Annotated in this window: 26 protein-coding genes, 1 other RNA gene and 2 pseudogenes; 11 read left to right on the top strand and 18 right to left on the bottom strand. The window is 60.0% G+C overall.

Translation table 11 applies throughout. The annotated features are described in order from the left end of the window. Nucleotides 1-66 precede the first annotated feature (66 nt). Nucleotides 67-2427, top strand: a complete 2361-nt coding sequence (locus tag ACZ1G7_RS04870; protein ID WP_472662718.1) for a hypothetical protein — start codon at nucleotides 67-69, stop codon at nucleotides 2425-2427. Between the two features lie 3 nt (nucleotides 2428-2430). On the opposite strand, the gene mgtE is transcribed toward ACZ1G7_RS04870, so the two are convergent. Further along, nucleotides 2431-3828, bottom strand: coding sequence for a magnesium transporter (gene mgtE / locus ACZ1G7_RS04875; protein ID WP_472662719.1), 1398 nt, complete (start codon nucleotides 3826-3828; stop codon nucleotides 2431-2433). A gap of 111 nt (nucleotides 3829-3939) precedes the next feature. Between mgtE and guaD the strand changes: the two genes are divergently transcribed. The 3 genes from guaD to ACZ1G7_RS04890 are packed head-to-tail and all read left to right on the top strand — an operon-like array spanning nucleotide 3940 to nucleotide 7217. Beyond that, complete coding sequence (gene guaD, locus ACZ1G7_RS04880; RefSeq protein ID WP_472662720.1) at nucleotides 3940-5235, top strand: guanine deaminase; 1296 nt, start codon at nucleotides 3940-3942, stop codon at nucleotides 5233-5235. A gap of 52 nt (nucleotides 5236-5287) precedes the next feature. Beyond that, the gene (locus ACZ1G7_RS04885; RefSeq protein WP_472662721.1) at nucleotides 5288-6289 is read left to right on the top strand and encodes an SRPBCC family protein; all 1002 of its coding nucleotides are present in this window, start codon (nucleotides 5288-5290) and stop codon (nucleotides 6287-6289) included. A 16-nt stretch (nucleotides 6290-6305) separates the two neighbouring features. Next, nucleotides 6306-7217 carry an acyl-CoA desaturase gene (locus ACZ1G7_RS04890; protein WP_472662722.1) on the top strand — a complete coding sequence of 304 codons (912 nt, stop codon included), beginning with the start codon at nucleotides 6306-6308 and terminating at the stop codon, nucleotides 7215-7217. Here ACZ1G7_RS04890 and ACZ1G7_RS04895 read toward each other — a convergent pair. The 3 genes from ACZ1G7_RS04895 to hisN are packed head-to-tail and all read right to left on the bottom strand — an operon-like array spanning nucleotide 7214 to nucleotide 9817. Then, a complete protein-coding gene (locus ACZ1G7_RS04895) occupies nucleotides 7214-7678 on the bottom strand; it encodes a CAP domain-containing protein (protein ID WP_472662723.1) in 465 nt (154 codons plus the stop codon). The two genes, ACZ1G7_RS04890 and ACZ1G7_RS04895, sit on opposite strands and share 4 nt — an antisense overlap. Further along, nucleotides 7675-9015 carry an 8-oxoguanine deaminase gene (locus tag ACZ1G7_RS04900; protein ID WP_472662724.1) on the bottom strand — a complete coding sequence of 447 codons (1341 nt, stop codon included), beginning with the start codon at nucleotides 9013-9015 and terminating at the stop codon, nucleotides 7675-7677. The genes ACZ1G7_RS04895 and ACZ1G7_RS04900 overlap by 4 nt, the downstream gene beginning before the upstream one ends. Nucleotides 9016-9022: 7 nt before the next feature. Beyond that, nucleotides 9023-9817: a histidinol-phosphatase gene (hisN, locus tag ACZ1G7_RS04905; protein WP_472662725.1), complete on the bottom strand. Its 795-nt coding sequence runs from the start codon at nucleotides 9815-9817 to the stop codon at nucleotides 9023-9025. A gap of 134 nt (nucleotides 9818-9951) precedes the next feature. On the opposite strand from hisN, the gene ACZ1G7_RS04910 reads away from it, so the two are divergent. Continuing rightward, nucleotides 9952-10911, top strand: coding sequence for an NADPH:quinone oxidoreductase family protein (locus tag ACZ1G7_RS04910; RefSeq protein WP_472662726.1), 960 nt, complete (start codon nucleotides 9952-9954; stop codon nucleotides 10909-10911). On the opposite strand, the gene ACZ1G7_RS04915 is transcribed toward ACZ1G7_RS04910, so the two are convergent. Further along, nucleotides 10908-11801: a LysR family transcriptional regulator gene (locus tag ACZ1G7_RS04915; protein ID WP_472662727.1), complete on the bottom strand. Its 894-nt coding sequence runs from the start codon at nucleotides 11799-11801 to the stop codon at nucleotides 10908-10910. The genes ACZ1G7_RS04910 and ACZ1G7_RS04915 overlap by 4 nt on opposite strands. A 123-nt stretch (nucleotides 11802-11924) precedes the next feature. Here ACZ1G7_RS04915 and ACZ1G7_RS04920 point away from each other — a divergent pair, with 123 nt between their 5' ends. Further along, a complete protein-coding gene (locus ACZ1G7_RS04920; protein ID WP_472662728.1) occupies nucleotides 11925-12131 on the top strand; it encodes a DUF1127 domain-containing protein in 207 nt (68 codons plus the stop codon). Here the strand turns inward: ACZ1G7_RS04920 and ACZ1G7_RS04925 are convergent. Both ACZ1G7_RS04925 and ACZ1G7_RS04930 read right to left on the bottom strand, forming a co-directional pair. Continuing rightward, nucleotides 12128-12904, bottom strand: a complete 777-nt coding sequence (locus ACZ1G7_RS04925; RefSeq protein ID WP_472662729.1) for a class II glutamine amidotransferase — start codon at nucleotides 12902-12904, stop codon at nucleotides 12128-12130. The two genes, ACZ1G7_RS04920 and ACZ1G7_RS04925, sit on opposite strands and share 4 nt — an antisense overlap. After that, complete coding sequence (locus ACZ1G7_RS04930; RefSeq protein WP_472662730.1) at nucleotides 12904-13155, bottom strand: DUF6356 family protein; 252 nt, start codon at nucleotides 13153-13155, stop codon at nucleotides 12904-12906. Before ACZ1G7_RS04930 ends, ACZ1G7_RS04925 begins: the two co-directional genes overlap by 1 nt. 102 nt (nucleotides 13156-13257) lie before the next feature. On the opposite strand from ACZ1G7_RS04930, the gene ACZ1G7_RS04935 reads away from it, so the two are divergent. Both ACZ1G7_RS04935 and ACZ1G7_RS04940 read left to right on the top strand, forming a co-directional pair. After that, nucleotides 13258-13719: an Lrp/AsnC family transcriptional regulator gene (locus ACZ1G7_RS04935; protein ID WP_472662731.1), complete on the top strand. Its 462-nt coding sequence runs from the start codon at nucleotides 13258-13260 to the stop codon at nucleotides 13717-13719. Nucleotides 13720-13862: 143 nt separating this feature from the next. Then, entirely contained in the window at nucleotides 13863-14639 is a 777-nt protein-coding gene (locus tag ACZ1G7_RS04940; RefSeq protein WP_472662732.1) for a Bax inhibitor-1/YccA family protein, read from the top strand. Nucleotides 14640-14698: 59 nt separating this feature from the next. Here the strand turns inward: ACZ1G7_RS04940 and ACZ1G7_RS04945 are convergent, their stop codons facing one another. Together ACZ1G7_RS04945 and rpmG are read right to left on the bottom strand one after the other, a co-directional pair. Further along, nucleotides 14699-15178 carry a GNAT family N-acetyltransferase gene (locus ACZ1G7_RS04945; RefSeq protein WP_472662733.1) on the bottom strand — a complete coding sequence of 160 codons (480 nt, stop codon included), beginning with the start codon at nucleotides 15176-15178 and terminating at the stop codon, nucleotides 14699-14701. Nucleotides 15179-15252: 74 nt separating this feature from the next. Beyond that, nucleotides 15253-15420 (bottom strand): 50S ribosomal protein L33, encoded by a 168-nt coding sequence (gene rpmG / locus ACZ1G7_RS04950; protein WP_009812452.1) that lies wholly within the window; start codon nucleotides 15418-15420, stop codon nucleotides 15253-15255. 162 nt (nucleotides 15421-15582) lie between these two features. Between rpmG and ggt the strand changes: the two genes are divergently transcribed. After that, nucleotides 15583-17346 carry a gamma-glutamyltransferase gene (gene ggt / locus ACZ1G7_RS04955; RefSeq protein ID WP_472662734.1) on the top strand — a complete coding sequence of 588 codons (1764 nt, stop codon included), beginning with the start codon at nucleotides 15583-15585 and terminating at the stop codon, nucleotides 17344-17346. 125 nt (nucleotides 17347-17471) lie between these two features. Here ggt and ACZ1G7_RS04960 read toward each other — a convergent pair whose 3' ends face one another. From ACZ1G7_RS04960 to gatC, 9 genes and pseudogenes are all read right to left on the bottom strand, one after another. Continuing rightward, nucleotides 17472-17783, bottom strand: a complete 312-nt coding sequence (locus ACZ1G7_RS04960) for a P-II family nitrogen regulator (protein ID WP_472662735.1) — start codon at nucleotides 17781-17783, stop codon at nucleotides 17472-17474. Nucleotide 17784: 1 nt separating this feature from the next. Further along, the gene (locus ACZ1G7_RS04965; protein ID WP_472662736.1) at nucleotides 17785-18768 is read right to left on the bottom strand and encodes a sodium-dependent bicarbonate transport family permease; all 984 of its coding nucleotides are present in this window, start codon (nucleotides 18766-18768) and stop codon (nucleotides 17785-17787) included. A gap of 186 nt (nucleotides 18769-18954) precedes the next feature. Further along, nucleotides 18955-19263 carry a hypothetical protein gene (locus tag ACZ1G7_RS04970; protein ID WP_472662737.1) on the bottom strand — a complete coding sequence of 103 codons (309 nt, stop codon included), beginning with the start codon at nucleotides 19261-19263 and terminating at the stop codon, nucleotides 18955-18957. Between the two features lie 137 nt (nucleotides 19264-19400). Beyond that, complete coding sequence (locus ACZ1G7_RS04975) at nucleotides 19401-19772, bottom strand: GNAT family N-acetyltransferase (protein ID WP_472662738.1); 372 nt, start codon at nucleotides 19770-19772, stop codon at nucleotides 19401-19403. A 198-nt stretch (nucleotides 19773-19970) separates the two neighbouring features. Further along, nucleotides 19971-20355: RNase P RNA component class A (gene rnpB, locus ACZ1G7_RS04980), an RNA gene on the bottom strand. 12 nt (nucleotides 20356-20367) lie between these two features. Continuing rightward, nucleotides 20368-21047, bottom strand: a pseudogene (locus tag ACZ1G7_RS04985) (N-acetylmuramoyl-L-alanine amidase). Between the two features lies 1 nt (nucleotide 21048). Beyond that, a complete protein-coding gene (locus ACZ1G7_RS04990; protein WP_472663668.1) occupies nucleotides 21049-21708 on the bottom strand; it encodes a hypothetical protein in 660 nt (219 codons plus the stop codon). Between the two features lie 63 nt (nucleotides 21709-21771). After that, nucleotides 21772-23254: pseudogene (gene gatA, locus ACZ1G7_RS04995) on the bottom strand (Asp-tRNA(Asn)/Glu-tRNA(Gln) amidotransferase subunit GatA). Further along, complete coding sequence (gene gatC, locus ACZ1G7_RS05000) at nucleotides 23254-23541, bottom strand: Asp-tRNA(Asn)/Glu-tRNA(Gln) amidotransferase subunit GatC (RefSeq protein WP_472662739.1); 288 nt, start codon at nucleotides 23539-23541, stop codon at nucleotides 23254-23256. Before gatC ends, gatA begins: the two are co-directional and overlap by 1 nt. A gap of 382 nt (nucleotides 23542-23923) precedes the next feature. On the opposite strand from gatC, the gene ACZ1G7_RS05005 reads away from it, so the two are divergent. Both ACZ1G7_RS05005 and ACZ1G7_RS05010 read left to right on the top strand, forming a co-directional pair. After that, on the top strand, nucleotides 23924-24802 hold the full coding sequence (locus ACZ1G7_RS05005) for a DUF2306 domain-containing protein (protein WP_472662740.1): 879 nt from the start codon (nucleotides 23924-23926) through the stop codon (nucleotides 24800-24802). 75 nt (nucleotides 24803-24877) lie between these two features. Beyond that, a complete protein-coding gene (locus ACZ1G7_RS05010) occupies nucleotides 24878-26416 on the top strand; it encodes an AMP-binding protein (protein WP_472662741.1) in 1539 nt (512 codons plus the stop codon). Nucleotides 26417-26422 lie beyond the last annotated feature (6 nt).

The raw sequence follows: 26422 nt of genomic DNA on the forward strand, positions 1-26422 counted from the left end.
AACGGGTTGGGGCTGGCAGAACACTCTGCATCCTCCCCGGTGAAGCGCGGAACAAAGCGGACGGATATGACGCCACAAATTGCTCTTAACCTGTCTGAGGACGGCATTGTGCTGTTGCATCGTGCCGCCGATGGGTCTGGCTGGTACAACGAAGGCCGTGTCATCTTTGACAGCGATGACATTTCCGAAGGGTTGAAATCGCTGCGCGCAAAGGCTGTCGAACTGGCCGGCGAAGGCTTTGAAACCAAACTGATTTTGCCGCATTCCCAGCTGCTTTTTGCCACGCTCAGCAAGGATGACGATATTGGTGAGGCGTTGGAGGCGCGGACCCCCTACAAGCGCGACCAGTTGAGCTTTGACACCAGCACCAAAGGCGACACGGTCCAGGTTGTGGCCGTCGCATTGGAAACGCTGGGTGAGGCCGAAGGGTTCATAAGCCCTTACGAATTTAACCCCGTGGGGTTCACGGCTGTCCCCGGGATGGACCAGTTCGAAGGTGAACCGATGCTCGGCGGCACCTTGATGGGTCCCGATAGTTTTGAGACCGACGACAAGCCGGTCAAAATATTGCCGCCAAAGGGCCAAGCGGCAGCACCCGCACCAAAGCCGGCTGAAAAACCGGCCGCCCCTGCCAAACCCATAGCGCGCACCCTGCGGCTGGAGGCAGCTGATGCGGCCCCGTCGGCGGCGTTTTCAAGCCGTCGCAGACCCGGTGAAAGCGATGCACCCGACACCGAAACCACCCAACGTCTTGCCGCAGTGCCGCCGCGTATCGCGGTCCCGGACACGGCACCCAAACTGGGTGGCGTGACGACAAAGGCCCGACCGGCAGCCAAGAAAGCTGCACCACCAGCAAAACAGCCGCGCAAAGCGCCGACCATCCCGCCTGCCCCGCCAAAGCGCGACATTCCCAAACCAGTGCTTGCCAGCGGCGCACCCGCGAAAGCAAAGGCAGCCGCCGCGGATACGCAAGATCCGATTGCGGCCATGGCCGCGACACAAACACGCGGAAAGCCACGGTTTCTGGGCCTGATCCTGACGGTCATTTTGTTGGCCTGCCTTGGGCTGGCGGCTCTGTTGTCGTCCTATTTACTGCCATCGGACACCGTAAGCGACTGGTTTGGCGCCCCTCAGGACGACACGTCGGAACTTGTGGAATTGGACCAAACGCCCCCGGCTTTCGACGAAACGCAAACAGACCCTGCCCTGATCGAAGGTGCGGAGGCAGGCTTGTCGCTGCCCGAAGCGCTCGATATCGCTGACCTGCCAATCGCAGGCACGGCCCCTGAGCTGTCCGTGCCTGACACTGAGGCGCAAACCGATCTGCTGCCAGAGCCAGAAGTCATCGCAGAGCCGGTCCCATTGGCGCCAGCACCGATGACCGAGGACGAGGCGCTGACAGCTTACGCGGCAACCGGCATATGGCAACGGATGGAACCCTTTGCGGGCGACACGCAACCAGAAACCACGCTGGACAATCTCTATATTGCCTCGCTTGCGCCAGAGCTCGCATTGGAAGATCCGCCAACATTGATACCGCCTGCCCGCGATAATAGCGTGCTCGAATTGGCAAGCTTTATGCCGCCCCCTCCGCCCGGTGTGATTTTCGACATGGACGCGCGTGGATTGGTTCGTGCAACCCCGCAGGGCGCGCTGAGCCCTCTTGGCCATCTTGTCACTTTGGGCCCACCACCCATTCGATCCTTGCCGCGCCCAACACCTGACGGCGCCGATAGTGCCCTGTCTGAAGGCATTGCGGCAGCGGACCCGGCAGAACCCACGCTCAGCGCTGAACAGATCAGACTTGCTGCTTTTCGCCCCGTCGCGCGGCCAAGCGATCTGATCGAACAACGCGAACGCGCCAGCCTTGGCGGCAACACGCGGCTGGAACTGGCGCGGCTTCGGCCTGTTCAACGCCCGGCCTCCGCACAGGCACAGGCAGAGGCCATCGCCCGCGCGCTCGCAGAAGCCGAAGCAGACGCGCCTGCCAACGCCAGCGAACTGGCGGTCGCAGCATCACTGCGCGCGCGCCAGCGCCCGTCGAATTTCAGCGCAATCGTTGCTCAGGCCCGCCAAGCGCCTGCGGCGGCACAACCGCAAAGCGCCGCTGCCTCAATAGCGGCCGCGCCTGCAACCGGCCCAGCTGTTGCCCGCGCAAGCCGCGTTCAACCAACGGGCCCCGTCAGTCGCACCGTGGCGCGCGCGGCCACGGAAACCAACGCAATCGCGCTTGGAAAGGTCTCACTTGTTGGGGTGTTTGGGACGTCATCCAACCGCCGCGCTCTGGTGCGCATGCCCAATGGCCGCTTCAAGAAAGTGGCCGTCGGCGACCGCGTTGATGGTGGCCGCGTGGCCGCGATTGATAGCGGGTCCCTGCGCTACACAAAGGGCGGGCGCAACGTGACGCTCAAGATGCCACAGAGCTGACGCTCAGATCAGCACCATCGCCGCCAGCCCCAAAAAGGCAAAGAAACCAACGACATCCGTGACAGTGGTCACAAATGCGCCGGAGGCCAAGGCCGGGTCGATCCCCAGCTTGTCCAGACCAATCGGGATCAAAATCCCTGCCAAAGCGGCGACGACCATGTTGACAACCATGGCCACCGCGATGACGCCGCCCAGCGCTGGGGTGCCAAACCAGATCACCCCGATCACACCCATGACGACTGCAAAAATGAGCCCGTTTACAAGCCCCGCAACGGCTTCCCGCCGGACAACGCGCAACAGGTTCGACCCGGTCAAATCTCGCGTTGCAATCGCGCGCACGGCGACCGTCAACGACTGCGTGCCCGCATTGCCGCCCATCGAGGCGACAATCGGCATCAGCACCGCCAAGGCCACGATCTGCGCCAGGATTTCCTCAAACTGTGCGATCACGACCGATGCCAGGATCGCCGTAAACAAGTTCACGGCAAGCCACGGGAACCGCTGTTTCACGGTTTCCAATGTGCGGTCTGAGACGCTTTCATCCGCGCCAACCCCCGCGAGGCGCAAAATATCTTCCTCTGCCTCCTCATCCAGCACGGCCATGGCGTCGTCGATGGTGATCACGCCGACCAGACGTTCATCTTCATCTACGACCGGCGCCGAAATCAGGTGGTATTGGTTGAACGCATAGGCCACGTCCGCCTCAGGCTGTGTGACGGGGATCACGCGGAAACTGTCTTCGCCCATCGCTTTCAACTGGCTGCTACGCGGCGCGCCCAGAATGCGGCCCAGCGTGACATAGCCCACCGGGTGGTAAGCTGGGTCGACCAATAAAACGTGGTAAAACTGCTCGGGCAGATTTTCAGATTTCCGCATGAAATCAATCGCCTGCCCCACGGTCCAGTCTTCTGGGACCACAACCATCTCGCGCTGCATCAAACGTCCGGCAGAGAATTCGGGATAGCTCAAAGCATCCTCGACCACGGCCCGGTCGGCCACGTCCAACGCATCAAGGATCAGCTCTTGCTGGTCTTCTTCAAGGTCCTCGATCAGGTCAACAACGTCGTCTGATTCCAGCTCCCGCACCGCTCCGGCAAGGACGTGATTGGGAAGGTATTCAATCACTTCTTCGCGCAGGCTTTCCTCAAGCTCTGACAGCACTTCGCCATCAAGCCCGGTGGACCACAAAGACAGCAGCGCGCGCCGCTCCGGCCCGCTGATCTGCTCTAACAGGTCGGCAATATCGGCTGGGTGCAGTGGTTCCAACAGCGCATCAAGCGCATTTGCATTGGTGGCATCAATCGCAGCCAGCACATCGCTGACGAGGCTCTTTTCAAGCTGGTATTCATCCTCCTTCACCTCAGGTGCCGGCTCAACTGCGTCATTTTGTGGATCGGTCATCTCGGCTGCCCTTCGTCGGATGCTTGGTCAAAGCTTAGCCAAACTCATCGGTGACAGGTAGGTCCGATTTCGGTAATTTCTTTTTCATTGCGCTCGGGTTAGGACGTCAGAATGATCCAAATTCTTCTCGGCCAAACCCTGTCTTTCAAAGGCGACCCGTTTCAAGACGGCCCAAGCGCCGCGCGGCATGAGACGCATGGTGCTGTCATTATCGAAAACGGCCATATTACTTGGACGGGTCCGGCGTCTGATCGCCCTAAACTAGCGGATGAACACGTCACCGATTGCGGCAACAAGCTCATCTGTGCGGGCTTCATCGATGCGCATCTGCACCACCCGCAAACCGCGATGATTGCCAGCTGGGGCAAACGGCTGATCGACTGGCTGAACGACTACACCTTCCCCGAAGAGGCGCGTCTCGCGGACCCCGCCTATGCGCGCCAGATTGCCAAAAGTTACTTTGAGCTCGCCACCTCGCACGGCACGACCACAATGTGCAGCTTCGCCACCGTGCATCCTATCAGCGTTGAGAGCTTCTTTAAGGAAGCGCAATCGCGCGGAATGCGCGCCGTCACCGGCAAGACCTGTATGGACTATCAAACGCCCGATAACCTCAGCGACACCGCTCAATCGGCCTATGATGACAGCAAAGCCCTGCTTGAAAAATGGCACGGCGTTGACCGCTTGGAATACGCGATCACGCCGCGGTTCTCGCCGACCTCAACGCAAGGGCAATTGTTGGCCTTAGGCGCATTGTGGAAAGAGCACCCTGACTGCCTGATGCAAACCCACCTGTCCGAACAGGTCGAAGAAATCGACTGGGTGCGCGGCATCTTCCCCGAGGCGCGCGATTACCTCGACACCTACGAAATGCACGGGCTGCTCGGTGAAAAAGGCGTCTATGGCCACGCCATCCATCTCGAACAACGTGAGGTCGACCGCCTGCGCGAGACAGGCGCCAGCGTTGTGCATTGCCCGACCTCCAACACCTTCATCGGCTCCGGTCTTTTCGATATGGCCGGGCTCAAGGGCGCGGGTCTCAGCGTTGGGCTGGCCACAGATACCGGCGGCGGCTCATCTTTTTCCATGCTGCGCACCATGGCCGCAGCTTACGAAATCGGCCAACTCAAAGGCACCGCACTGCACCCGTCGCAGCTGATGTGGCTGGCGACATGCGGCTCCGCCCGTGCACTTCATATGCAGGACAAAATCGGCAATCTGCAGGCGGGGATGGAAGCCGATTTGATCGTTCTCGACCTCGCCTCCACCCCTGCCATTGCCCAGCGCCACGCCCAGGCGGACACCTTCTGGGAAGCGCTCTTCCCAACCATCATGATGGGCGATGACCGCGCCATTTCCGATGTTTGGATCGGGGGGCAAAAGCAGGTGCGACAGCGCGCAGCTTGACCCGTTCTTCACGCAGCGGCTAAGCTTTTTGGCGGGGACAAAGGGCGCGTGAATGGCACAGAAATTACTTCAGTCCAGCCTTATTCTGCACATTTTGGCGGCCACAGCCGCGCTGATCTACGCCTACCATGTCTCAACTTCCAGCTTTGCGAAAACGGGACTGCAATTCGTAGCACCCGTTATCGTTATTATGCTTGTCCATGGCGGCTGGCTTTTGGCCACGCGGCAACTGCAAGTTGGGTTCTCGGCTCTGATCTACAAGCGCACGGCACAAACGGCGATTGGGATGGCTTTGGCGATTATTTTAGCCTCAACCATCACCCCGCATCCCGCACAGGCCGGCGCCTCCGACATTTTCGCGGGCGCATCGACCATCATCATCTGTGTTGCCATGATCGCAGTCGTTGTCGCCGTGGTGGCCGGTGCGATCCTCATCATCTACCGCGTGCTCAAAGCAATCTTCGGGGCGCGAAAAGATGACGGGCCGGGCACACGCCTGTTTGATGTCGGCAGTCTTGCTGTGGCGGCCCTTGCGCTCAGCCTTGCCAGCGTCGAGGGCGTGCCCGCTTTCTATACATTCCCAAACGATGATACAGGCACCGCCACCTACAGTGTCGATGCAACGCCCGATCAGGTATGGCAAACGCTTGAGCGCGCCACCTCCCCCAGCTTCCCCTTGCCCGCCGCCTTGCAGGTGATCCCGCACCCGGTCGCCGTTTTGGTCGATGAGGGAACCGCCCTTGGCGCAAACCGCAAGGTGGCATTCCAAGGCCGTGAAGGGCGCGGCGTGTTGAGCCTGCGGGTGATCGAACGCAGCGACACACAAGCCGTGTTTCAAGTGCAAAAAGACACCAGCCCCGTTGCCAACTGGGTCGCCCACAAACGGCTGACCTACCGCGTGACGCCGACATCGCAGGGCAGCGAACTGTCTGTCAGTCTGGAGTATGACCGCTTGCTCGCGCCCGCGTGGTTCTTTGACCCGCTCACGAAAGTCGCGGCTTTTCTGGCTATGGATGTGCTTGCGCGCGATGTGAAAACACGTGCCGAAGGATAGCCAGACGACAGGCCCCGTGACAGGCCCCGTCTGGGTCGCATCTGATCGCGTCATCCCCGACGCCGCAACCTGCGCCGTGACGGGCACAATCCGCATGGACCCCGCTAAGACGTTCTGGCTCTTTGGGCATGGGATTGCAGGCGCCGCCGGTGTGATCGCCTTCGCCACATGGGATGCGGCGCTCGTTTTCATTGCGCTCACGGCGGTCACAATCTGCGCTGGGCATTCTGTGGGAATGCACCGGTTGCTGATCCATCGCAGCTTTGAAACCCCGCGCGGGGTTGAATATCTGCTGGTCTGGCTCGGGGTGTTGGTTGGCATGGCCGGGCCCTTCGGCATGATCCGCGCCCATGACATGCGCGACTGGCATCAACGCCAGCATGTTTGCCCACCGCACCCGTCGCATGGTGCCGGGTTCTGGCGCGACGCATGGTGGCAACTGTGCTGTCGCTATGACCTTGCCCACCCGCCGCGCGTCGAAATCGAACCAGAGGTACATAGCGACCGTTTCTACCAACTCCTTGAACGCAGCTGGATGCTGCAACAACTCCCCCTCGCGGCCCTGCTTTTTTTGCTGGGCGGCTGGGCATGGGTGCTTTGGGGTATCTGCCTGCGTATCTTTGTCTCGCTCACCGGGCATTGGATGGTCGGCCATTTCGCCCATAAGCGCGGACAGCAAAACTGGCGCATCAACGGGCTTCCGGTGCAGGGTTACAACCTTCCGGGCCTTGGTCTTGTCACCTTTGGCGAGAATTGGCACGGCAACCACCACGCCTTCCCGCATTCGGCCAAGCTTGGTGTTGAGCCCGGGCAGTTTGATCCGGGCTTTGTTTTCGTCTCACTACTGGCGCGATGCGGCCTCGCTTGGAACGTCAAACTCCCCGCGTCGGAGCCAGCCCGCGAAGGGCTGACACCGGTTGCCCGCTAGCACTGGTCCCCGAAAACCAAAACCCAAGTATTGTTCGGCCCGCGCGCCGCGCCAAATTCGCGGGCACGTGGTGAAAGGTTATTGCGCCGATGCCCCGCGCTTTTCATCCAAGCCGCCATGACCTCTGCGGTGGATCGCTGCCCTTGCGCAATGTTTTCAGCCGCATAGCAATATGCGTATCCAGCGCGACGCAGCCGGTCCGTCAAATCGCCGCCATCCGGGCTGACATGGTCGAAAAACCCCCGCGCCGCCATATCGTTGGCATGGGCCTGCGCCGCTGCTTGCAACCTGGCATTGAACGCCAATGCTCCACGGCCATTGGCCCTGCGCGCGGCCTGCAATTCGGGGCCCAACAATGTGCCTTGCGTTTGCGTTGCTGACACCGGCACGGGGTCGACGCTCGGTTGTGTGGCGCATGCGGAAAGTCCCAGCGCAACGATCAAACCCGCCAATACCCTCATGCCATCATCTCCCGCACCAAGGCGTTCTGGCGCGTCACAGCCGCGTCCAGATCAAAACTGACGACCCGTCCATCCGTGACAATACGCTGACCTTCCACGATCAGATCGCGCACGCGCGTGGGCCCGGCCAACAGCAGCGCCGCCGGGTCCCAAGACCCTGCGGTGTCCACGCCGCTCACATCCCAGATAGCGATATCGGCGCGATAGCCCGGCACCAATTGACCGCAGTCATCGCCGCGGCCCAAAACCTGCGCCCCGCCGCGTGTCGCGATCTCCAACGCGGCGCGCGCGCCAAAGGCATTCCCGCCATGTTTGACCCGTTGCAGCAGCATCGCCTGACGCGCCTCCGCCACCAGATTGCCCGCGTCGTTGGAGGCGGAGCCATCAACGCCCAAACCCACCGGCACCCCCGCGCGCACCATGTCGCGCAACGGCGCAATCCCAGAACCAAGCCTGCAATTGGAACACGGGCAATGCGCAACGCCGGTGCGGGTGCGGGCAAACAAATCAATCTCCGCCCCGTCCAGCTTGACGCAATGCGCGTGCCAGACATCGTCACCCACCCAGCCCAGGTCTTCGGCATATTGGCCGGGGCGGCAGCCGAAATTGGCCTCGCTATAGGCGATGTCTTCGTCGTTCTCGGCAAGATGCGTGTGCAGCATCACGCCCTTGTCGCGGGCCAACACCGCTGTGTCGCGCATCAGCTCCCGGCTGACAGAGAATGGCGAACACGGCGCGAGGCCGACCCGCACCATCGCGCCGGGTCCTGCATCATGGAACCGGTCGACGACGCGGATACTGTCTTTCAAGATTCCCGCTTCATCCTCGACCAGAGCATCAGGCGGCAACCCGCCTTTGCTTTCGCCAATGCTCATGGAGCCACGCGTAGCGTGAAACCGCAAACCGACCTCGCGCGCCGCGTCAATCGTGTCATCAAGCCGCCCGCCCCCGGGATACAGATACAGGTGATCCGAGGTCATCGTGCAGCCCGACAAGGCCAGCTCTGCCAACCCCACTTGGGCCGAGACAAACAAATGCTCCGGCCCCATGCGCCCCCAAATCGGGTAGAGCGTCTGCAGCCAGCCAAATAAATCCGCGTCCTGCGCTGCAGGGACTGCCCGGGTCAGCGTTTGGTAAAGATGGTGATGCGTGTTCACCAGCCCCGGGGTGATGACGCAGCCCGCTGCATTCAACACCTCAGCGCCGTCGCTATCCAAATTCGCGCCAATTTCCGCGATCACGCCGTCGCGCAGCAACATGTCCGCGCCCGCCAACTCCCGGCGTTGGTCATCCATCGTGATCAGCCAATCGGCCCCTTTGATCAGAAGATCGCTCATCTTACGCCTACATTTCGCCTAGAATATCAAGCGCCGCGCGGTGCAGCTCCGGCGTCGCGGCGGCCACGACGGTGCCGCCCCAATCCGCAGGCTCGCCCAGCCAATTCGTGGCAATACCGCCCGCAGCCTCAACAACCGCGATAGGGGCCTGAATGTCATAGGGCTGAAGCCCCGCTTCAACCACCAGATCAACCTGCCCCAAGGCCAAAAGCCCGTAAGCGTAGCAATCCATACCGTAGCGGGTCAGCTTGCACTGGCTGGCCAAAGCGTGAAACGCCAAGCGCTCCTGCTCAGACCCCACTTCCGGGAAGGTCGTCAGGATGATGGCTTCCGACAATTCGGTGACTTTCGAGACCCGCAATGGTTGCTTGCCCTGCGGCCCTTGCAGGACGGCTTTGCCGAACCCGCCCATGAAACGCTCCCCGATATAGGGTTGGTCAATCACGCCAAGAACGGGTCTGGCGCCGTCATGCAGCGCAATCAGCGTGCCCCAGGTCGGCGTGCCTGCAATATAGCCGCGTGTGCCATCAATCGGGTCCAGCACCCAGGTCAATCCGCTGATGCTTGGCTTGCGCCCGAATTCCTCACCCAAGATGCCGTCCGAAGGGCGGCGCGTCTCGATCAGGGTGCGCATGGCGGACTCGGCGGCGCGGTCGCCTTCCGTCACCGGATCGAACCCGTCGCTGAGCTTGTTGTCCGTCCGCAGACCTTTGCTGCGAAAATGCGTCAGCGTTTCCTGGCGCGCGGCCTCAACCAATTGCTCGACAAGATTTAGGCAGGTGTTTCTGGTTTGCTGATCCATCGCGTCTTCCTTCGGCACCGCATATCGGTCGCACAAGCCGTGCCAAAAACGCAAGGGAAAGCCGCGCGCTTCGGGCTGGCGGCGGGCTTTTTGGCTGGCTAGGGTGCAAGAAAGCCAAACCAATAGGAGCTGACATGCGCGCATTGCAGGTCACCGCAGAGAACGAAACTCAATTTGTCATCAATGCCCCGCAGCCTGAGCCCGCACCGGGGCAGGTTCTGATCCGTATCGGCGCCTGTGCGCTGAATTTTGCCGATCTGCTGATGATCAAAGGCACCTATCAGGAAAAACCGCCCAAACCGTTCTCACCGGGAATGGAGGTCGCGGGCGAGGTCGTGGCCCATGGCGACGGCGTCACGACCCCTGCCATCGGCACGCGCGTCGCTGTGTATGGCGGCTACGGTGGGTTGGCCGAGTATGGCACGTTCCCAGCCGCGCTTTGTGCGCCTTTGCCTGATACGATGGATTTCGAAACGGCTGCAGCCTTCCAAGTCGCCTATTCGACATCACATGTCGCGCTGGATTATCGCGCTAAACTGCAAAAAGGCGAAACGCTGCTCGTCACCGGGGCCGCAGGCGGGGTCGGTCTCACCGCTGTAGAGCTGGGCCACAAAATGGGTGCAACCGTCATCGCTGCGGCGCGCGGGGCCGACAAATTGACCGTTGCCAAGGAACATGGCGCCGACCACCTGATCGACACCGACACAGATGATCTGCGCGAGGTGGTCAAATCGCTGGGTGGCGCGGATGTCGTCTACGATGTGATCGGCGATCCGCTGTTCACCGCCGCCTTGCGTGCCTGCAACCCTGAAGCCCGTGTGCTCACAATCGGGTTCGCGGCTGGTGAGGTGCCAAAGATCGCGGCGAACCATATCCTTGTCAAAAACATCGATGTGTTGGGGTTTTATTGGGGGGGCTACCTCACCTTCAAACCAGACGTGCTGACCAATAGTCTGAAGGCACTATTTGAGATGTACGAACAGGGCGCGCTTAACCCGCATATCTCGCACCGGTTCAAACTAGAACAAGCTGATGAGGCATTGGACGTCCTGCGCACGCGCAAATCTACCGGTAAAGTCGTGGTCACGCCCTAGCCAGTTGCCGAGAACGGTTCCGCCACCGGCATATAGTCTGCGCCATGCACATAAATGCGCCGGATCATTTCACCCAGCGCTTGCTGCACCACATCGGCGTTGGGCTGCATATACAGGATGATCTGCGTGTTTCCCGGATCAGGCAGGCTTGATTGATCCGGGATCGGCGCGCATTGCGGGCCTTGAAACCCTTTGACAACGGCGTGCACCGCCAAATCGGCGCTCACCACGGCCTCGACAGCGTTGTCCAGCTCCGACTCGATCACCAGTTGCCAGTCGAAACCGGCGTCTTCAATGCGGCGCATCACGCCCGATCGGAAAATACACCGGCTGCAAAACGCAATCGGCAGCGGGCGCTGCTTCCAGGCACTGCCGCCTTCGGCACCGACCCAAACAAGCGGCAGTTCAACAAGCACTTCGCCGCCCGGGCCCGGCTGGTCCTCCGTCGTCAGAATGGCGTCGCAAGCCCCGCGCCCAAACATCTCGCGCAGCTCGGTCGTTGGCGCTGAATGCAGCTTGATCCGCATCCGGGGGAAGTCTTGTGCGAACTTGCGCAGGATCGGTGGGATGTAGGGGTAGATAATGTCGTAAGGCACGCCAAGCGTGATCTCCCCCTCGAATTCCTGCGCCGTAAGACGCCCCCAAACCTCATCATTCAAAGCCAGCATCTTGCGCGCGTAGCTCAGCAACTGCTCACCCTCTGCGGTCGGCGTGACCGAGCGGTTCGCGCGATCAAGTAGCCGCACGTCCAGAGCCTCCTCCAACCGTTTGAGCTGCATCGAGACCGCCGATTGCGTCAGGTGCAAGACGCCCGCCGCTTTGGTGACGCCGCCCGTGTCGGCAACAGCCACAAAGGAGCGCAACGCTGTGAGATCAAGATTTCTAATCATATCAAAATCCGTGATGTTTGCGATGAAAAACATTCGTTTCACAAATCAAGCACAGATCGGCATAACGATCAACATAAATGATACAAACCACTGATTGGATCAGCAAACACAAAGGATAAGACCATGGCAGATCTCACAGCAACCCGCCTCGCGACCCGTCTTCCACGCCCTCGTATGGGCCTGATGGGGTATCTTGACCTCTACCGTCAGCGCCGCGCTTTGGCCGCGATGGAGACAGCGCAGTTGATGGATCTCGGTCTCACCCGCAAGGAGGCCGATATCGAGGCCGCCCGCCCAATTTGGGATGCCCCGCAGCACTGGTTTCGCTAAGCGGCGGCAGCCCTGAACTCAAACGGTGACAGCGCGCTTTGCGCGGCAGTCACCCGCAACAAATGGTCCGGCAACACGCGTTGCCAGCCCGCCGCGTCCCCATCCAACGGCTCTGATGCCAAAATACTCCCTGTCCCTGCCCGGCGTTGATACAGCGTCGGGCATTTTTTATCAGACGCATAGCGAAACGCATAAAGCGCGCCGCCATCGGAGAAAACGCATGTGATCCGGTCCGGCGCATCACCGGGCGCACGCATCTCATCAAGCAGGCGTAGAACGGCTTCGACAGCGCCTTTAGGATCACGCTGCAACCCATTGGCCAGCAGCAATAAAAACAAAATCTCGGAATCGGTTGTGCCGCCACGCAAATTATAAAGCGCGTCCGGCAGCAGGCTTTCCAATTTCCGCCGCGTCCGCGCAAACGCGCCCAGCTGACCGTTATGCATAAACGACCAATTTTCATACACAAACGGGTGACAGTTCGACCGCCCAATACCGCCCCCCGTCGAGGCCCGCACATGCGCCAAGAAAAGCGGCGCGCGGATCATCCGACACAGGCTCGTCAGATTGCCATCCGACCACGCCGGCAACACGTCGCGGTAGAGCCCCGGGCCGCGATCTGCGTCATACCACGCAATCCCAAACCCGTCTCCATTGACGGCGAGCTTGGCCTCATTTGCCTCCTGGCTCTGTTCCAACAAGGAATGGCTGGGATGCACGATAAGGTCTTCCAGCGGTATCGGTGCACCCGCCCAAGCTGCCAATCTACACATCAGCTTTGATCATCATGGCGATGCTGGCACATCTCATAAAGCTCGGTCACGGCCCGGCTGGCAGTCGTTTCGCAAAAAGGCGGAATCACCGCATGCACAAGCGCCGCACCGCCTGCCAAAAACAACTTGCCTGCAAAACGCAGCGCGAACCCCATATGCCCAAAATAGCTTTCCCCGACACTGGCGGGATGGGCGTGGAAAGACGCAAAGAACCCGGGCTTCGATCTGGGTTGGTCGGTCGTAATACTCATTGGGGGCTCCTCATGTGTTTTGAGCATCATCGTTCAAACACCCCGAGGCTTTGTCTCAAATACCCCTCCACATTCCGTGCTTTCTGGGATAATATCCCACATATGCCGTATGAATTAGATTCTATAGACCGCAATATCCTTCAAATCCTGCAAAAAGACGCCGCCGCCAGCGTTGACGTCGTCTCGCAGGCCGTCGCCCTTTCACGCAATGCCTGCTGGCGCCGCATCAAACAAATGGAAGAAGCGGGCGTCATCACCGCCCGCGTGGCCCTTGTCGACCCCGCGGCTTTGGGCCTCGGCCAAAGCGTGTTTGTTCTGGTGCATGCCGCCGATCATTCCGCAGATTGGCTTGAGAAATTTCATCGCGCCATTCGCATCCTGCCCGAAATTCTGGGGGCGCATCGCATGTCGGGCGATCTGGACTACGTGTTGCGGGTGCAGGTTGCCGATGTGGCAGATTATGATCGCTTCTACAAAAGGCTCATAGATTTGGTGCCGTTGCGCGATATTTCGGCCAGTTTCGTGATGGAAAACATCAAAGATACGACCGCATTGCCGGTTTAAGTGTGTTTTGTGACAATTCCGACGGAAAAGCTAATAATTAGCGCCGTAATTCCTTGAAATGTCACCTCTCCTGCCCCACATTTACCTCAGAAATCCCGGATCTTCCGGGGCAGCCACTTTCGTTATGTTAAGGGAGAAATTCCATGCAAGACTATGTAGGCGCACGCTCCACAGCCGGCATTTCAGCCGAGCAGCTGGATACGGGCCTCCGCGCACACATGAACAAGGTCTACGGCACGATGTCCGTAGGTATGATTATCACAGCACTCGCTGCTTGGTCCATTTCAGGCCTCGCTGTGACTGAAGACCCAAGCCAAGCCGCCGCGCAGCTGGGCAATGGCCAATTGCTGACCGCACTTGGCTCTGCCATCTACCTGTCGCCGCTGCGCTGGGTCATCATGTTCGCGCCGCTGATCTTCGTGTTCGGCTTCAGCGCCATGATCAACCGCATGTCGGCCGCTGCCGCCCAGGTCGTGTTCTACGCCTTTGCCGCAGTGATGGGTCTGTCGCTCAGCTCGATTTTCCTGGTCTATACAGGCTTCTCCATCGCGCAGGTCTTCTTGATCACCGCGATCGCCTTCGCGGGCCTCAGCATGTATGGCTACACCACCAAAAAGGACATCTCCGGTTGGGGCTCCTTCCTGATAATGGGTGTGATCGGCCTGATCGTGGCGTCAATCGTCAACATCTTCATCGGCTCGCCTGCGATCATGTTCGCCGTGTCTATCCTGGGTGTGCTGATCTTCGCCGGTCTGACCGCCTATGACACGCAGAAGATCAAGAATGACTACATTCAGATGGCCCATATGGGTGACAGCGAATGGCTCGGCAAATCCGCCATCATGGGCGCGCTGAACCTGTATCTGGACTTCATCAACATGTTCATGTTCTTGCTGCAGCTCTTCGGCAACCGCGAATAGGCTCAGCCTTCATCAAACAGAATGCCCCGTCGGAGCGATCCGGCGGGGCTTTTTTCTGCTCAAAGGGTGCGGTGCATTAAGACCGCCGGAAACCCGATGCCGGGTTGCAATGGAACCTCAATGGCTTTGTTCCCGGTAAAACCCATCGCGCGGTAATATGGAACAGCCGTCAATGTCGCCTCGCAACTCATCTCCCGCACGCCACCCTCCCGCGCGGTGTCAAAGATATGCGTCATCAGCGCGCGACCAATGCCTTCGCGCACCCGTCGATGATCGGTCACGACATGGCGAATACGGGCCAAGCATCCGCCGCGTTTTTCCGCATAGGTCCAACCGCCAGCCCCCACCAACGCGTCGCCGTCAAACACCCCGAAATAGGTCCCACATGTCACAAGGCGCGGCTGCGCACGCGAGATCAGCGGCAAGGCCGTCACCAATACCGATGGCGGGTAATCCGCTTTCAAAAGCGCCGGGTAGCTGCGCGCCAAAAGGGCATCAACGGCGGCAATATCGGCTTTGGTCGTGGGGCGTATATGCATTTTTTGGTCCTCCAAAACGAAAAAGCCGCGCTCAATGGCGCGGCTTTGTCTTTGTCGGTCAAGTCGGGGGCAGATTACTTGATCTTGCCTTCCTTGTATTCAACATGCTTGCGCGCAACGGGGTCGTATTTGCGCACCACCATTTTCTCGGTCATGGTGCGGGCGTTCTTCTTGGTCACGTAGAAGTGGCCCGTGCCTTCGGTCGAGTTCAGGCGGATTTTGATCGTGGTTGGCTTCGCCATGTTACATCTCCTGCACGAGGGGCACACCCTCGGAAATTCATCTGAAGCTGCCTTTTACGCCAGCACGCGCCCGAGTCAACCGCCAAAACCGCAAATACCTGACTTGCAATCACGCAACTCAAGGCCAACCATGGGAGCATTCAGAAAAAAGGAGTTTTCCCTATGCGCCCTCCCCTCTCCGCCGCCCTTCCCATTGCCGCGCTCTTGGCCCTGTCCCAGCCTGCTCTCGCCCAGGAAGCCGCCGACGCCATCGCGCCCGAAGCTGCATCCGCGATCTCCGCCAAAGGCGCAGGCGAGGTTGTCGAAGCGCAGGATTGGATGGTCGCGGCCGCCAACCCGCTGGCCGTTCAGGCCGGTGCAAAAGTGCTGCGCCAAGGCGGCACCGCGGCGGATGCGATGGTCGCGGTGCAGGCTGTGCTAGGGCTGGTGGAGCCGCAAAGCTCCGGCCTCGGCGGCGGTGCGTTTTTGGTCTGGTACGACGCGGGCACCGGCGAAATCACCACGCTCGATGGCCGCGAAACCGCGCCAATGGCTGCCACCCCGCGCCTGTTTCAGGACGCGAGCGGTGAGCCTCTCAAATTCTTCGACGCGGTCGTCGGTGGGCTCTCCGTTGGCACGCCGGGCACCCCTGCCCTGATGGAGCAAGCCCACAAGCGCTGGGGCGCCTCCGATTGGGCCGGGCTCTTTGACGATGCAATCAGGCTGGCCGATGAGGGCTTCGCCGTCTCGCCCCGTCTTGCAGGGCTTGTTGACAGTGACCAAGAACGCCTGTCGCGCTTCCCGCGCACGGCCAATTATTTCCTGCCCGGCGGCGTGCCACTCAAAGAAGGCGACTTGCTGAAAAACCCTGCCTATGCCGACACACTCGCCCGCATCGCCGGCGAAGGCGCGGCGGTATTTTATGACGGCGACATCGCCCAAGGCATCATCGACACGGTCCAAAACGCGGATGGCAATCCTGGCGTGCTGGCCCTGCGCGATCTGGCCAATTATGAGGTCAAGCAACGCCCCGCCATCTGCGCCACCTACCGCGCGCATGAGGTGTGCGGCATGGGTCCGCCCTCCTCCGGCGCTTTGACGGTCGGTCAAATCCTGGGACTGCTCGATGGCTATGACCTCGCCGCTTTGGGCGCTGAAAACCCCGAAAGCTGGCGGCTGATCGGCGACGCTTCACGCCTCGCTTTCGCCGACCGGGGCCGCTACATGGCTGATAGCGATTATGTCCCGGTGCCAACCGAAGGCCTCGTCGGTCCTGCCTATTTGGCTGAACGCGCAGCGCAACTCGACACGGACATGGCGCTTGGTGAGGTCAGCCCCGGCACCCCCGCCTTTGATCACGCGCTGCTCTGGGCCGATGATGACAGCCTGGAATTGCCCTCAACCTCCCATATCTCAATCGTCGACAAAATGGGCAATGCGCTCAGCATGACGACGACAATCGAGAACGGCTTTGGCTCACGTCTGATGGCCCCGGGCGGGTTTCTGCTCAACAACGAACTAACGGATTTCTCCTTCCGCACGCATCGCGACGGCGTCCCCATCGCCAACCGGGTCGAACCCGGAAAGCGTCCCCGTTCCTCCATGGCGCCCACAATCGTGCTGAAAGACGGCAAACCCACGCTGGTCGTAGGCTCCCCCGGCGGTTCGCGCATCATTGGCTACGTGGCCAAAACCATCATTGCCCATCTCGATTGGGGCATGGATGTGCAGCAGGCCATTGCCATGCCGCATCTGGTCAACCGCTTTGGCACCTATGACGTCGAAGACGGCACAACCGCCACTGGTTTCACCGACCCGCTCACGGCTCTGGGTTTTGAGGTCAACGCACGCGCCCTCACCTCTGGCCTTCACGCCATCTCTATCGACGAGACACGCCTCAAAGGCGGCGCCGATCCCAGACGCGAAGGCATCGCCTTGGGTGAATAACACGAGACGCAAACGCGCAGCGCCTCCCCCTTCATTGTTTCAAAAATATTCCGGGGGAGGCGCAAATGCGCCGGGGGCAGAGCCCCCCCAAAAAAACGGTGCATAGCCCCCAAAACTACAAGACGTTAAAACAACTCCGCCCTGAGCACTTTCGCGTCGGTGATATTCACCACACCGATATGGCGATCCAAGACCGGGAAAATCGCGTCCAACAACGCGTCCAGCCGCGCGGGCTTGATCAGGCAAACCACCGCCGACATCCCTTCGGCGCGGCTGATCTGGCCCTGGCGGCTCCACTGACCGGACCGGCCCGAACCACCGCGCACCGGCAGAACCGAGAACCCGGTCACGCCATTCTCAACCAGCAGGTCCGTCAAGCGACGTTCCATGATCTGTTCGATGATGATCTCAATGCGTTTTGCGTCATGCATATCCATGTCAGCCTCCGATCACGGCGCTTGCAACCGCCACATATAAGGGAATGCCCAGGGTCAGATTGAACGGAAACGTCACGCCCAAAGACAGGGTCAAATAAATCGCCGGGTTTGCTTCAGGCAGCGCGACCCGCATCGCCGCCGGCACCGCAATGTAGGAGGCCGAAGCCGACAATACCATCATCAGCGCGACGCCCCCCACTGACAGCCCCAGCACCCAGCCGGCAAGCAAACCAAGCGAGGCGCCAACCAACGGCATCAGCAAGCCAAAGACGATAGCGCGGCCCGACACCGCGCCGCCCGCACGGGCCAAACCGCGGCCCGCCACCAGCCCCATATCCAGCAAGAACAGGCACAAAACGCCTTTGAACGGGTCGGTAATAAAGGGCGCGATTTCGGCCAAACCGTCCTTGCCCGTCACCCATCCAATGAAGAAGGAGCCGATCAAAAGCACGATGGATCCGTTGAGCAATATCTCCCGCATCAACGCGCTATCCATACCCCGGTTCTCCCCGTCCCCTTTGGCTGAGATCAACCACAGAGCGGAGATGATCGCGGGCGCTTCCATTGCTGCCGCCACCGCAACCATATACCCTTCAAAGCCGATGCCCTGCGCTTCAAGGATCGAGCTGCCCGCCACGAAAGTCACAATCGAGATCGACCCGTAATGCGCAGCGACAGCCGCGGCGTCCAGAACGCTCATCTTGGTAATCGCCCTGAGAAGCGCAAAGGCAATGAGTGGCAGCAAGAACGACAGGACAACACCGAATAGAAGCGAGCCCACCAGCTGGCCATCGACCCCATGATCCGCAATCGCCGCCCCGCCCTTGAACCCGATGGCAAACAACAAATACAGGGACATGCCCTTGGCCACGGCCTCCGGGAAATTCAGGTCTGATTTTGCGAGAGCGGCAGCGACCCCCAGTGCAAAGCACAAGATAATCGGCGAAAGCAGGTTTTGCGCCGCCAAAGAGAGAATATCGTCCAAAAGCTTGGCCCCCGGGTCACGTTTAATAGACCACTACTGGTATAAAGCCCGCGTATTTAAGGGCAACCGAAACCGGACCAGCAACATTTGGGCCAGAGCCAGTCGGCGACTTTACCCAGGCAATTCGCTCTCAAAAGATCAAAAACTAGCCGTTTCAACCTGAGGGCCGCGAAGTCGGTGTTATCTTCAACACCGGTCGGCTGCCTGCATCCGCGCCAGCACCCGCCTGTCAATACGGTCCGCGTTGTTCACCAAGATCTCCGGCCCCGCCAACACCACGCCGGAGGTCCTTGCATAGCAAATGCAGTCAAAGTCTTCGGGCTGTTCTTCGCAATGGTCCATTTCCTCGTCATAGACGACGTCAAAGGTGGTCTGGTTCACCGCAGGCGACCCGGCCGTCCCGCGTTCCGTCAGGGGCGGAAAGTAAAAGACTCCGCCGACCAACACACTTGCCGCAACAGCAAGGCCCAGAATTATGCGCAAGTCTCCAGCCATCTCAGCGCTCCAAATCATTTGGGGAACACAATCATCAATTGATTAAGATCGCGTTGAATGCGCTCTACGTGACCACGGCGCAGCCACGGCGTGCGCTATCGCACGTTTTCTGGAAAGACCGCCCTATAGAGCTTTGATTAAAGGAGTTTTTCAAAGAAAATGCGATTGAACCCGTCCTCTGTCTTCCGGTCCACTTCGCGGTATCCAAGATACGGATAGAGCGACAGATTCGCGGTCATTTTCTCGTTTGTGTACAGCCTAACCGATGTCGCGTTTGCGCGTTTCGCCATTGCCTCACAAAATGCAATCAATCGCTTTCCAATACCCCGCCCCGTCGCATCCGAACGCACGGCCACATTCTCAAGCAAGAACGCCTTACCCTCCTGATAAAAAACGATAAACCCCACGATGACAGCGCCTGCATCCTCAGCCACATACAGTTTTCTCGACGCAATCAGCGCTTCAAAATCGGCAACCATAGGCGCTGGTTTTTTCCCAATCGCGGCCACATATTGCGCATATGCATTTTCTGCACAGTCTCTGACAGACGCTGCATCCGCTTTTTGCGCAAGCCTGATGTTCACGTGATGACTCAATGCACATTCCCACTGCCGATGGACGCAGAATATTCCGCCCCGGAATCATTGGTCAATTTCTGCCCCATTTCAATCTTATCGGCTGCCCTGCGCATTCTGACAAAAAGGGAAATGCGCGGATGGCCTGTAAGCCGGATTCTGTCCAAGGCGCGAAGCCTCTGGATGATCATTCATCTCAAGACGCGGTTGCCCGCGTCCCTCTAGCTGCCAACCCGGACCGTCTCGGGCCGAAGATGCCCTGGCTTGCGCCGCGAGGTCCCTATTTGGCATTGCTCCCGGTGGGGCTTGCCGTGCCGCTTGCTGTTGCCAGCCGCGCGGTGCGCTCTTACCGCACCGTTTCACCATCACCTTGCATGCAAGGCAGTCTCTTCTCTGTGGCGCTGTCCCTGGGGTTGCCCCCGCCGGGCGTTACCCGGCACCGTTCCTTCATGGAGTCCGGACTTTCCTAGACGTCTTGTTTCGCAAAACAATCCGCCTCGACCATCCAGCCATCCGCGCAGCCGTGTCTCTAGGACAGCTGTTGCTGGCGATCAACCGCAAACCGTTCCGCCAAATCCACAGCCATGCCCGCGTCAATGGCATCAAGCGGCCCGTCATAGCCGAAGCGAAACCGCAGCCGGAACGCGGCCAACCGCGTCGCGTCATCCACATCCGGGCTATAGCCAAAGGCGCAAGCAGCATCATGAAACGCCTCTGGGCCAGCCTCGCGCAGAGCGGGCCAAACGGCCAAGTTCGAGCGCGCCAACCGCTGCCAATCAAACCGCCGCCCTGGGTCGATCTTGCGGCCCGGGGCCAGGTCGGAATGTGCAATAACCCGGTGCGCGGGGATGCTCCACCGCGCGCAGATACCCCCAGAAGATCTTCAAGCGCGTCCATCAACCCATTGGAGAATGGCGAAAAACCATCATTCGCCAGCTCTATCCCAATCGAATGTGAATTGACGTCAACAACGTCGTCCCAACGTCCCGCGCCCGCATGCCAGGCGCGCTTATCCTCCGCCACCAGCGACATCACACGGCCATCCTCGGCGATCAAGTAATGCGCGGAGACCTCTGTTTCAGGGTTGCATAACGTCCGGCAAGCTGCCCCAGCCGAGGTCATCGCCGTGTAGTGGATAACGACCAGATCAGGCACCGCGCCGTCTTTCCGCTCCCCGAAATTGGGCGACGGGTGGCTCAGCTCGGTCATGCTACTTTTTGACGAGCGCGCGGTATTTGGCTGGGTTCCAGCCGCAGGCGTAGCCGTCGCCGTCCGGGTCCAGCTTCAGCTTGTCTTTGTTCGGCCCGCCAGCCTGCAAAAACGCCTCTTGTGCCAGATCGCTCGATCCGTATCGCGCGCAATTTGCCGCTGTTTTGTTTCGGCCAAATGGCGACCGACTGTAGACCTTTTGACCGACCGGATGGCTCACTTGCAGGGCAAATTCGATGGGGGTCGGCACTTTCGAGCCCGGCCGCGACGGCACGGCTGTCGGGGCGACCACCTGATACTGGCCTTGCTGTTGTTGGCGCCGCGCCGCGTCGGACGCAATGGTTTGGCGCGCTGACACCGCGCCGAAATCCTGCTCGTCTGAAATCCCGGGGTTGCTCGGGTCTACCGGCGCCTGCGCTGTTGGCGATTGCCCACCAATCGCGGCGACGGCATCGGCGGCGACGGATTGTGCATCACTTTGCCCGGCAACAGGGCCTGAGACCGCAGGCGCATTGATCCCCGAAAGCTCCCTTTCGCGCGCCTGACGTTGGTCGAGGTAGTTGTTATAGTCGTTGAAGCCAACGCCTTCCGCACTGTCGGGCACCGGAGGGGCACAGGCGGCTAGCCCTGCAACAGCCAAACTTGCCAAGATCACGCGCATCGGGGTCACTCTCGCTCAAAATCCACTCTGCGGGCGCTCTGATCCGGCGCCCTTACAGATGGTTTACCACCATTTCGTGGGTTTTTCCACAAAACCTGCGGCCTGCTCCAACACATACGCGTGGTTGAGCAAATCGCCTTCCTCCCAAGGGCGGCCAATCAGCTGCAAACCCAGCGGCAGGCCTTTGCTATCAAGCCCCGCGGGCACAGCAATGCCCGGAAGCCCAGCAAGGTTCACAGTGACGGTAAACACATCGTTGAGATACATCTGCACGGGGTCCGCGTCCTTCATCTCCCCCAGACCAAAGGCGCTGGACGGCGTCGCAGGTGTCAGGATCGCGTCAACGCCCCGCGCAAACACATCCTCAAAGTCCTTTTTGATCAATGTCCGCACCTTACGCGCGCGGTTGTAGTAAGCGTCATAGAACCCGGCGCTCAGCACGTATGTCCCAATCATCACGCGGCGCTGCACTTCGGGGCCGAACCCTTCAGCGCGGGTTTTCTCATACATCTCGGTGATGCCATCACCTTGCGCTAAACCAGCCCGGTGGCCAAAGCGAACACCGTCGTAGCGCGCGAGGTTCGAGGAGGCTTCGGCAGGCGCTACGACATAGTAAGCAGGCAGCGCGTATTTCGTATGCGGAAGGGAGATATCGACAATCTCCGCGCCTGCATCCTTCATCATCGCAATGCCGTCTTGCCATAGCGTCTCAATCTCGTCCGGCATGCCGTCGAGGCGGTATTCAGCCGGGATGCCAATCTTCTTGCCGCGAATGTCGCCGGTCAACGCTGCTTCAAAATTCGGCACGGCCAGCTCGGCGCTGGTCGAGATCTTTCGGGTCATGGCCTGACATGGCCTCCAGCATGATCGCCGCATCGCGCACCGATTTGGTCATCGGCCCGGCCTGATCCAATGACGACGCAAAGGCCACGACGCCCCAGCGCGAGCAGCGGCCATAGGTGGGTTTCAGCCCGGTGATGCCCACGAAAGCCGCTGGTTGCCGGATGGAGCCGCCCGTATCGGTGCCCGTCGCCGCCAGACAAAGATCACCCGCCACAGCGGAGGCCGACCCACCGGAGGAGCCACCCGGCGTCAAATCCCGATCATCCACCTTCCACGGGTTCACCACATCACCATAGCACGATGTCTCATTCGATGATCCCATCGCAAACTGGTCCATGTTCAGCTTGCCCAGCATGACCGAACCCGCATCCCACAGCTGCTGCGTGATGGTGCTTTCATATTCCGGCTTGAAGCCTTTCAGAATGTCCGACGCCGCCTGCGTGTCCACGCCTTTGGTGCAGAACAGATCCTTGATGCCCAAAGGCACGCCGCACATATCCGGCGCGTCGCCGCCCTTGATCCGCGCATCCGCCGCTTCGGCCTGGCTCAAGGCAATTTCCGGCGTGTCATGCACAAAGGCGTTCAGCGCTTTGGCGTCTTCAATCTCGGCAAGGCAGTCTTTGGTGACGTCTACGGAGGTGAAATCGCCCGCACGCATCCCGTCGCGCGCCTCGGCAATGGTCAGTTTGGAAAGCTCGCCCATTATTCCACCACCTTCGGCACTGCAAAAAACCCTTCCCGCGCATCCGGCGCGTTCTTCAAGACCGCCTCTTGCTGGTTGCCATCTGTCACCACGTCTTCGCGCCGTTTAAGCCGTTGCGGGGTCACCGATGTCATCGGCTCCACCCCGTCCACATCGACCTCATTCAGCTGCTCCATGAAGGCCAGAATGCCGTTCAGCTCATCGGCCAGCTTGGGCAGGTCACCTTCAGGGACGGCAATGCGGGCAAGCTTTGCCACGCGGCCAGCGGTTTTGGTGTCAATCGACATGCGTGCTCTCCGTAAATCTCATGCCCACATACCGCCCCACCCGCGCCGCTTCAAGCGCTACTGCGTTGCAAAGCGAGAGCCACGCACCGACCATGCGCGCAAGAAAACGTCAGTCCTGTAGAGTGCTCTGCGAACTTCACCGATTGGTAGATCTAAACCCAGTGCGACCGATGCAGCGCCCAGCATCGCTGTCTGTTTCTTTGAATGATACGTGCCTTGATGACCAAGTGAAGAACTTAGTGCGCTTTTTTGCGCCGAACATGTTTGGCAAAACCACGCGTTTTTGATGCGCGTGCTTCGTGCTCGACCCCAACCAGGTTTCACCATTGTCAAATTCGGCCCTAGGCCATTAAGCTCGGGGAGATCGATGTGGGAGGACATCATGGCATTTCCAATCGGCGTTGTCGCCGTTTACGTCAGCCTGATCATATGGGCAGTTTTGCTTGTACGGGCCCTGCAAACCCGATCCTTCCGACTTGTTATCCTGTTTGGATTGGCGCTCGCGGTCTATCTCAATGGCCGCTACCTGATTGAGGGCGCGCCTGCGGGCATCGCCTTCTTCATTGGCATTTATGATGTGGTCAACAATCTCTTTATTGGCACCGAGATGCCCGGCGGCATGTCACCTTGCGTCGGTGCGGAAGATACCTGCACTGTTTGGGGGGATCGTTATGCATGGCATTCCTCTTGGGGCGTGGCCTTTCACGACCGGTTTGCTTCGGGGTCTCAGTTCCGCTCCTGGTTGCTCTATGTCCACGTGACATTCAACACACTGGCGTTCCTGCTGCTGCATGCGCAGATGGCACGGCCCGGCGCGTCCTTTGCCGGGATTTCGCACAAACTGCTCGGACGGATCACCTTTGGTTTCATGACCATCGGGGTGATCGGCGCCGTTTGGCTGGCGTCCCAGCATGGCTCCGTCACCGAATACGGAGGGGTGTGGGCTCAGCTTGGCTTTTATTCCATGGGGGCCTTCGTGTTTGGCACGGCGTCGATGGGGGTGGTCGCTATCCGGGGCGGAGACGCCGCCCGCCACCGCATCTGGATGTGGCGGTTCGCCGGGTCGATGTGGGGCAGCTTCTGGCTGTTCCGTGCAATGCTGCTGGTTCTTGACCCGACATTGCGTGGCTACGAGTCCGCCGCGATTTTGAGCTGCATCTGGGGCTCTGCCCCTTTGGGCATCCTAATCGCCGAGGCGATCCGGCGCTATGTTGACACCCGTGCGCCTAGCAGTGCGCCGGTCCAGACGCCTGCGAGATAAATAACGACGCTAACCGGATTTGCGGGTTCTCCGCGCCCGGCTTCTGCTCACGCCCAACACGAATGAAGGTGCTTCATGACTATCTATCGCAGCCGCTATACCGACCTGCCGGACACACAGGAAACTGTGACACAACGGGTTTTTCGAAGCCTTGAAACCCGGCTGACAGAGACAGTTGTGACCGATGGCACGGATGGGCGGGTCTTCACCGCCGCAGCGCTGATGGACCATATCAAGCGTTTGGCCGGCGGGCTGGTTGAGCGGGGGCTGAACACCAGCACGATTGCCATCATGGCTCCGAACTCGCCCGAATATTGCATCGTGTTTCACGGTGTGGCCTGGGCTGGTGGCACGATCACGACGCTGAACCCGACCTACACGGCCTCGGAAGTCAAACATCAGATTGAAAATTCCGGAGCCTCGACGCTGATCGTCTTCGCCGATTTCCTTCCCACCGCACAGGAGGCGGTCGCGGACCTGCCTGATGTCTCTCTCTACGTGATCGGCGAGGCTGCGGGGACCGCGCCTTTGTCCGACCTCTACGGCAGCGCGCTTGAGGCGCAGGTGCCTGTTGACCTCGAAAACCACAGCGTCGCAATACCCTATTCCTCCGGAACCACGGGCCTGCCCAAAGGCGTGCGCCTGTCGCATCGCAACCTTGTGATGAACATCGATCAGACTGCGATAGGCACAGAAATGAGGCCCGGGGAAACCGCGGCGGCTTTCCTGCCGTTCTTCCATATTTATGGGATGAACGTGATCATGAACATGCACCTGGCCTGTGGCGGCGCGTTCGTCACGATGCCGCGCTTCGATCTCGAACTCTTTCTCAAGATCAGCCAAGACCACAAGGCCCGCCGCATGTGGGTCGTGCCGCCCGTCGCTCTGGCCTTGGCCAAACACCCGATGGTTGATCAGTTCGACCTAAGCAGCATTGATCAGGTGTTCTCTGGCGCGGCCCCTATGGGCGCAGAGCTTTCAGATGCGGTTGCGGCCCGGCTGAACTGCGCAATGCTGCAAGGCTTCGGAATGACCGAATTGGCGCCAGTGTCGCACGCCACGCCGCTGACAGAGCCGCGCGCCGGCTCGTCCGGCCTGGCCTTGCCCAATACCGAATGCCGGATCGTCGATCCTGACACCGGCGCGGACATGCCCGCCGGGGAGACGGGAGAGATGTGGATACGCGGCCCTCAGGTCATGCAGGAATACCTCAACAACCCCGACGCAACCCAAAACACGTTGACCCCGGACGGCTGGCTCAAGACGGGCGATGTTGCCTACATCGACGCGGATGGTTTCATGTTCATTGTCGATCGCCTGAAAGAGCTGATCAAATTCAAGGGTTTTCAGGTCGCGCCCGCTGAACTGGAAGCGACGCTGGTCGCCCATTCCGGGGTTCAGGATGCCGCCGTGATCGGCAGGCCCGATGATGAGGCAGGTGAAGTACCGGTCGCGTTCATCTTGCGCGCAACACCGACCCTAAGCGAGGAGGACATCCACGCCCATATGCGTGCGTCTTTGGCCAGCTACAAGCAGCTGCACGCGATAACCTTTGTCGATGACATACCGAAATCACCTTCCGGAAAAATTCTCCGCCGCTTGCTGCGCAATTAGACCTGA

It is taken from the genome of Litoreibacter sp. JB4-2 (assembly GCF_055693445.1).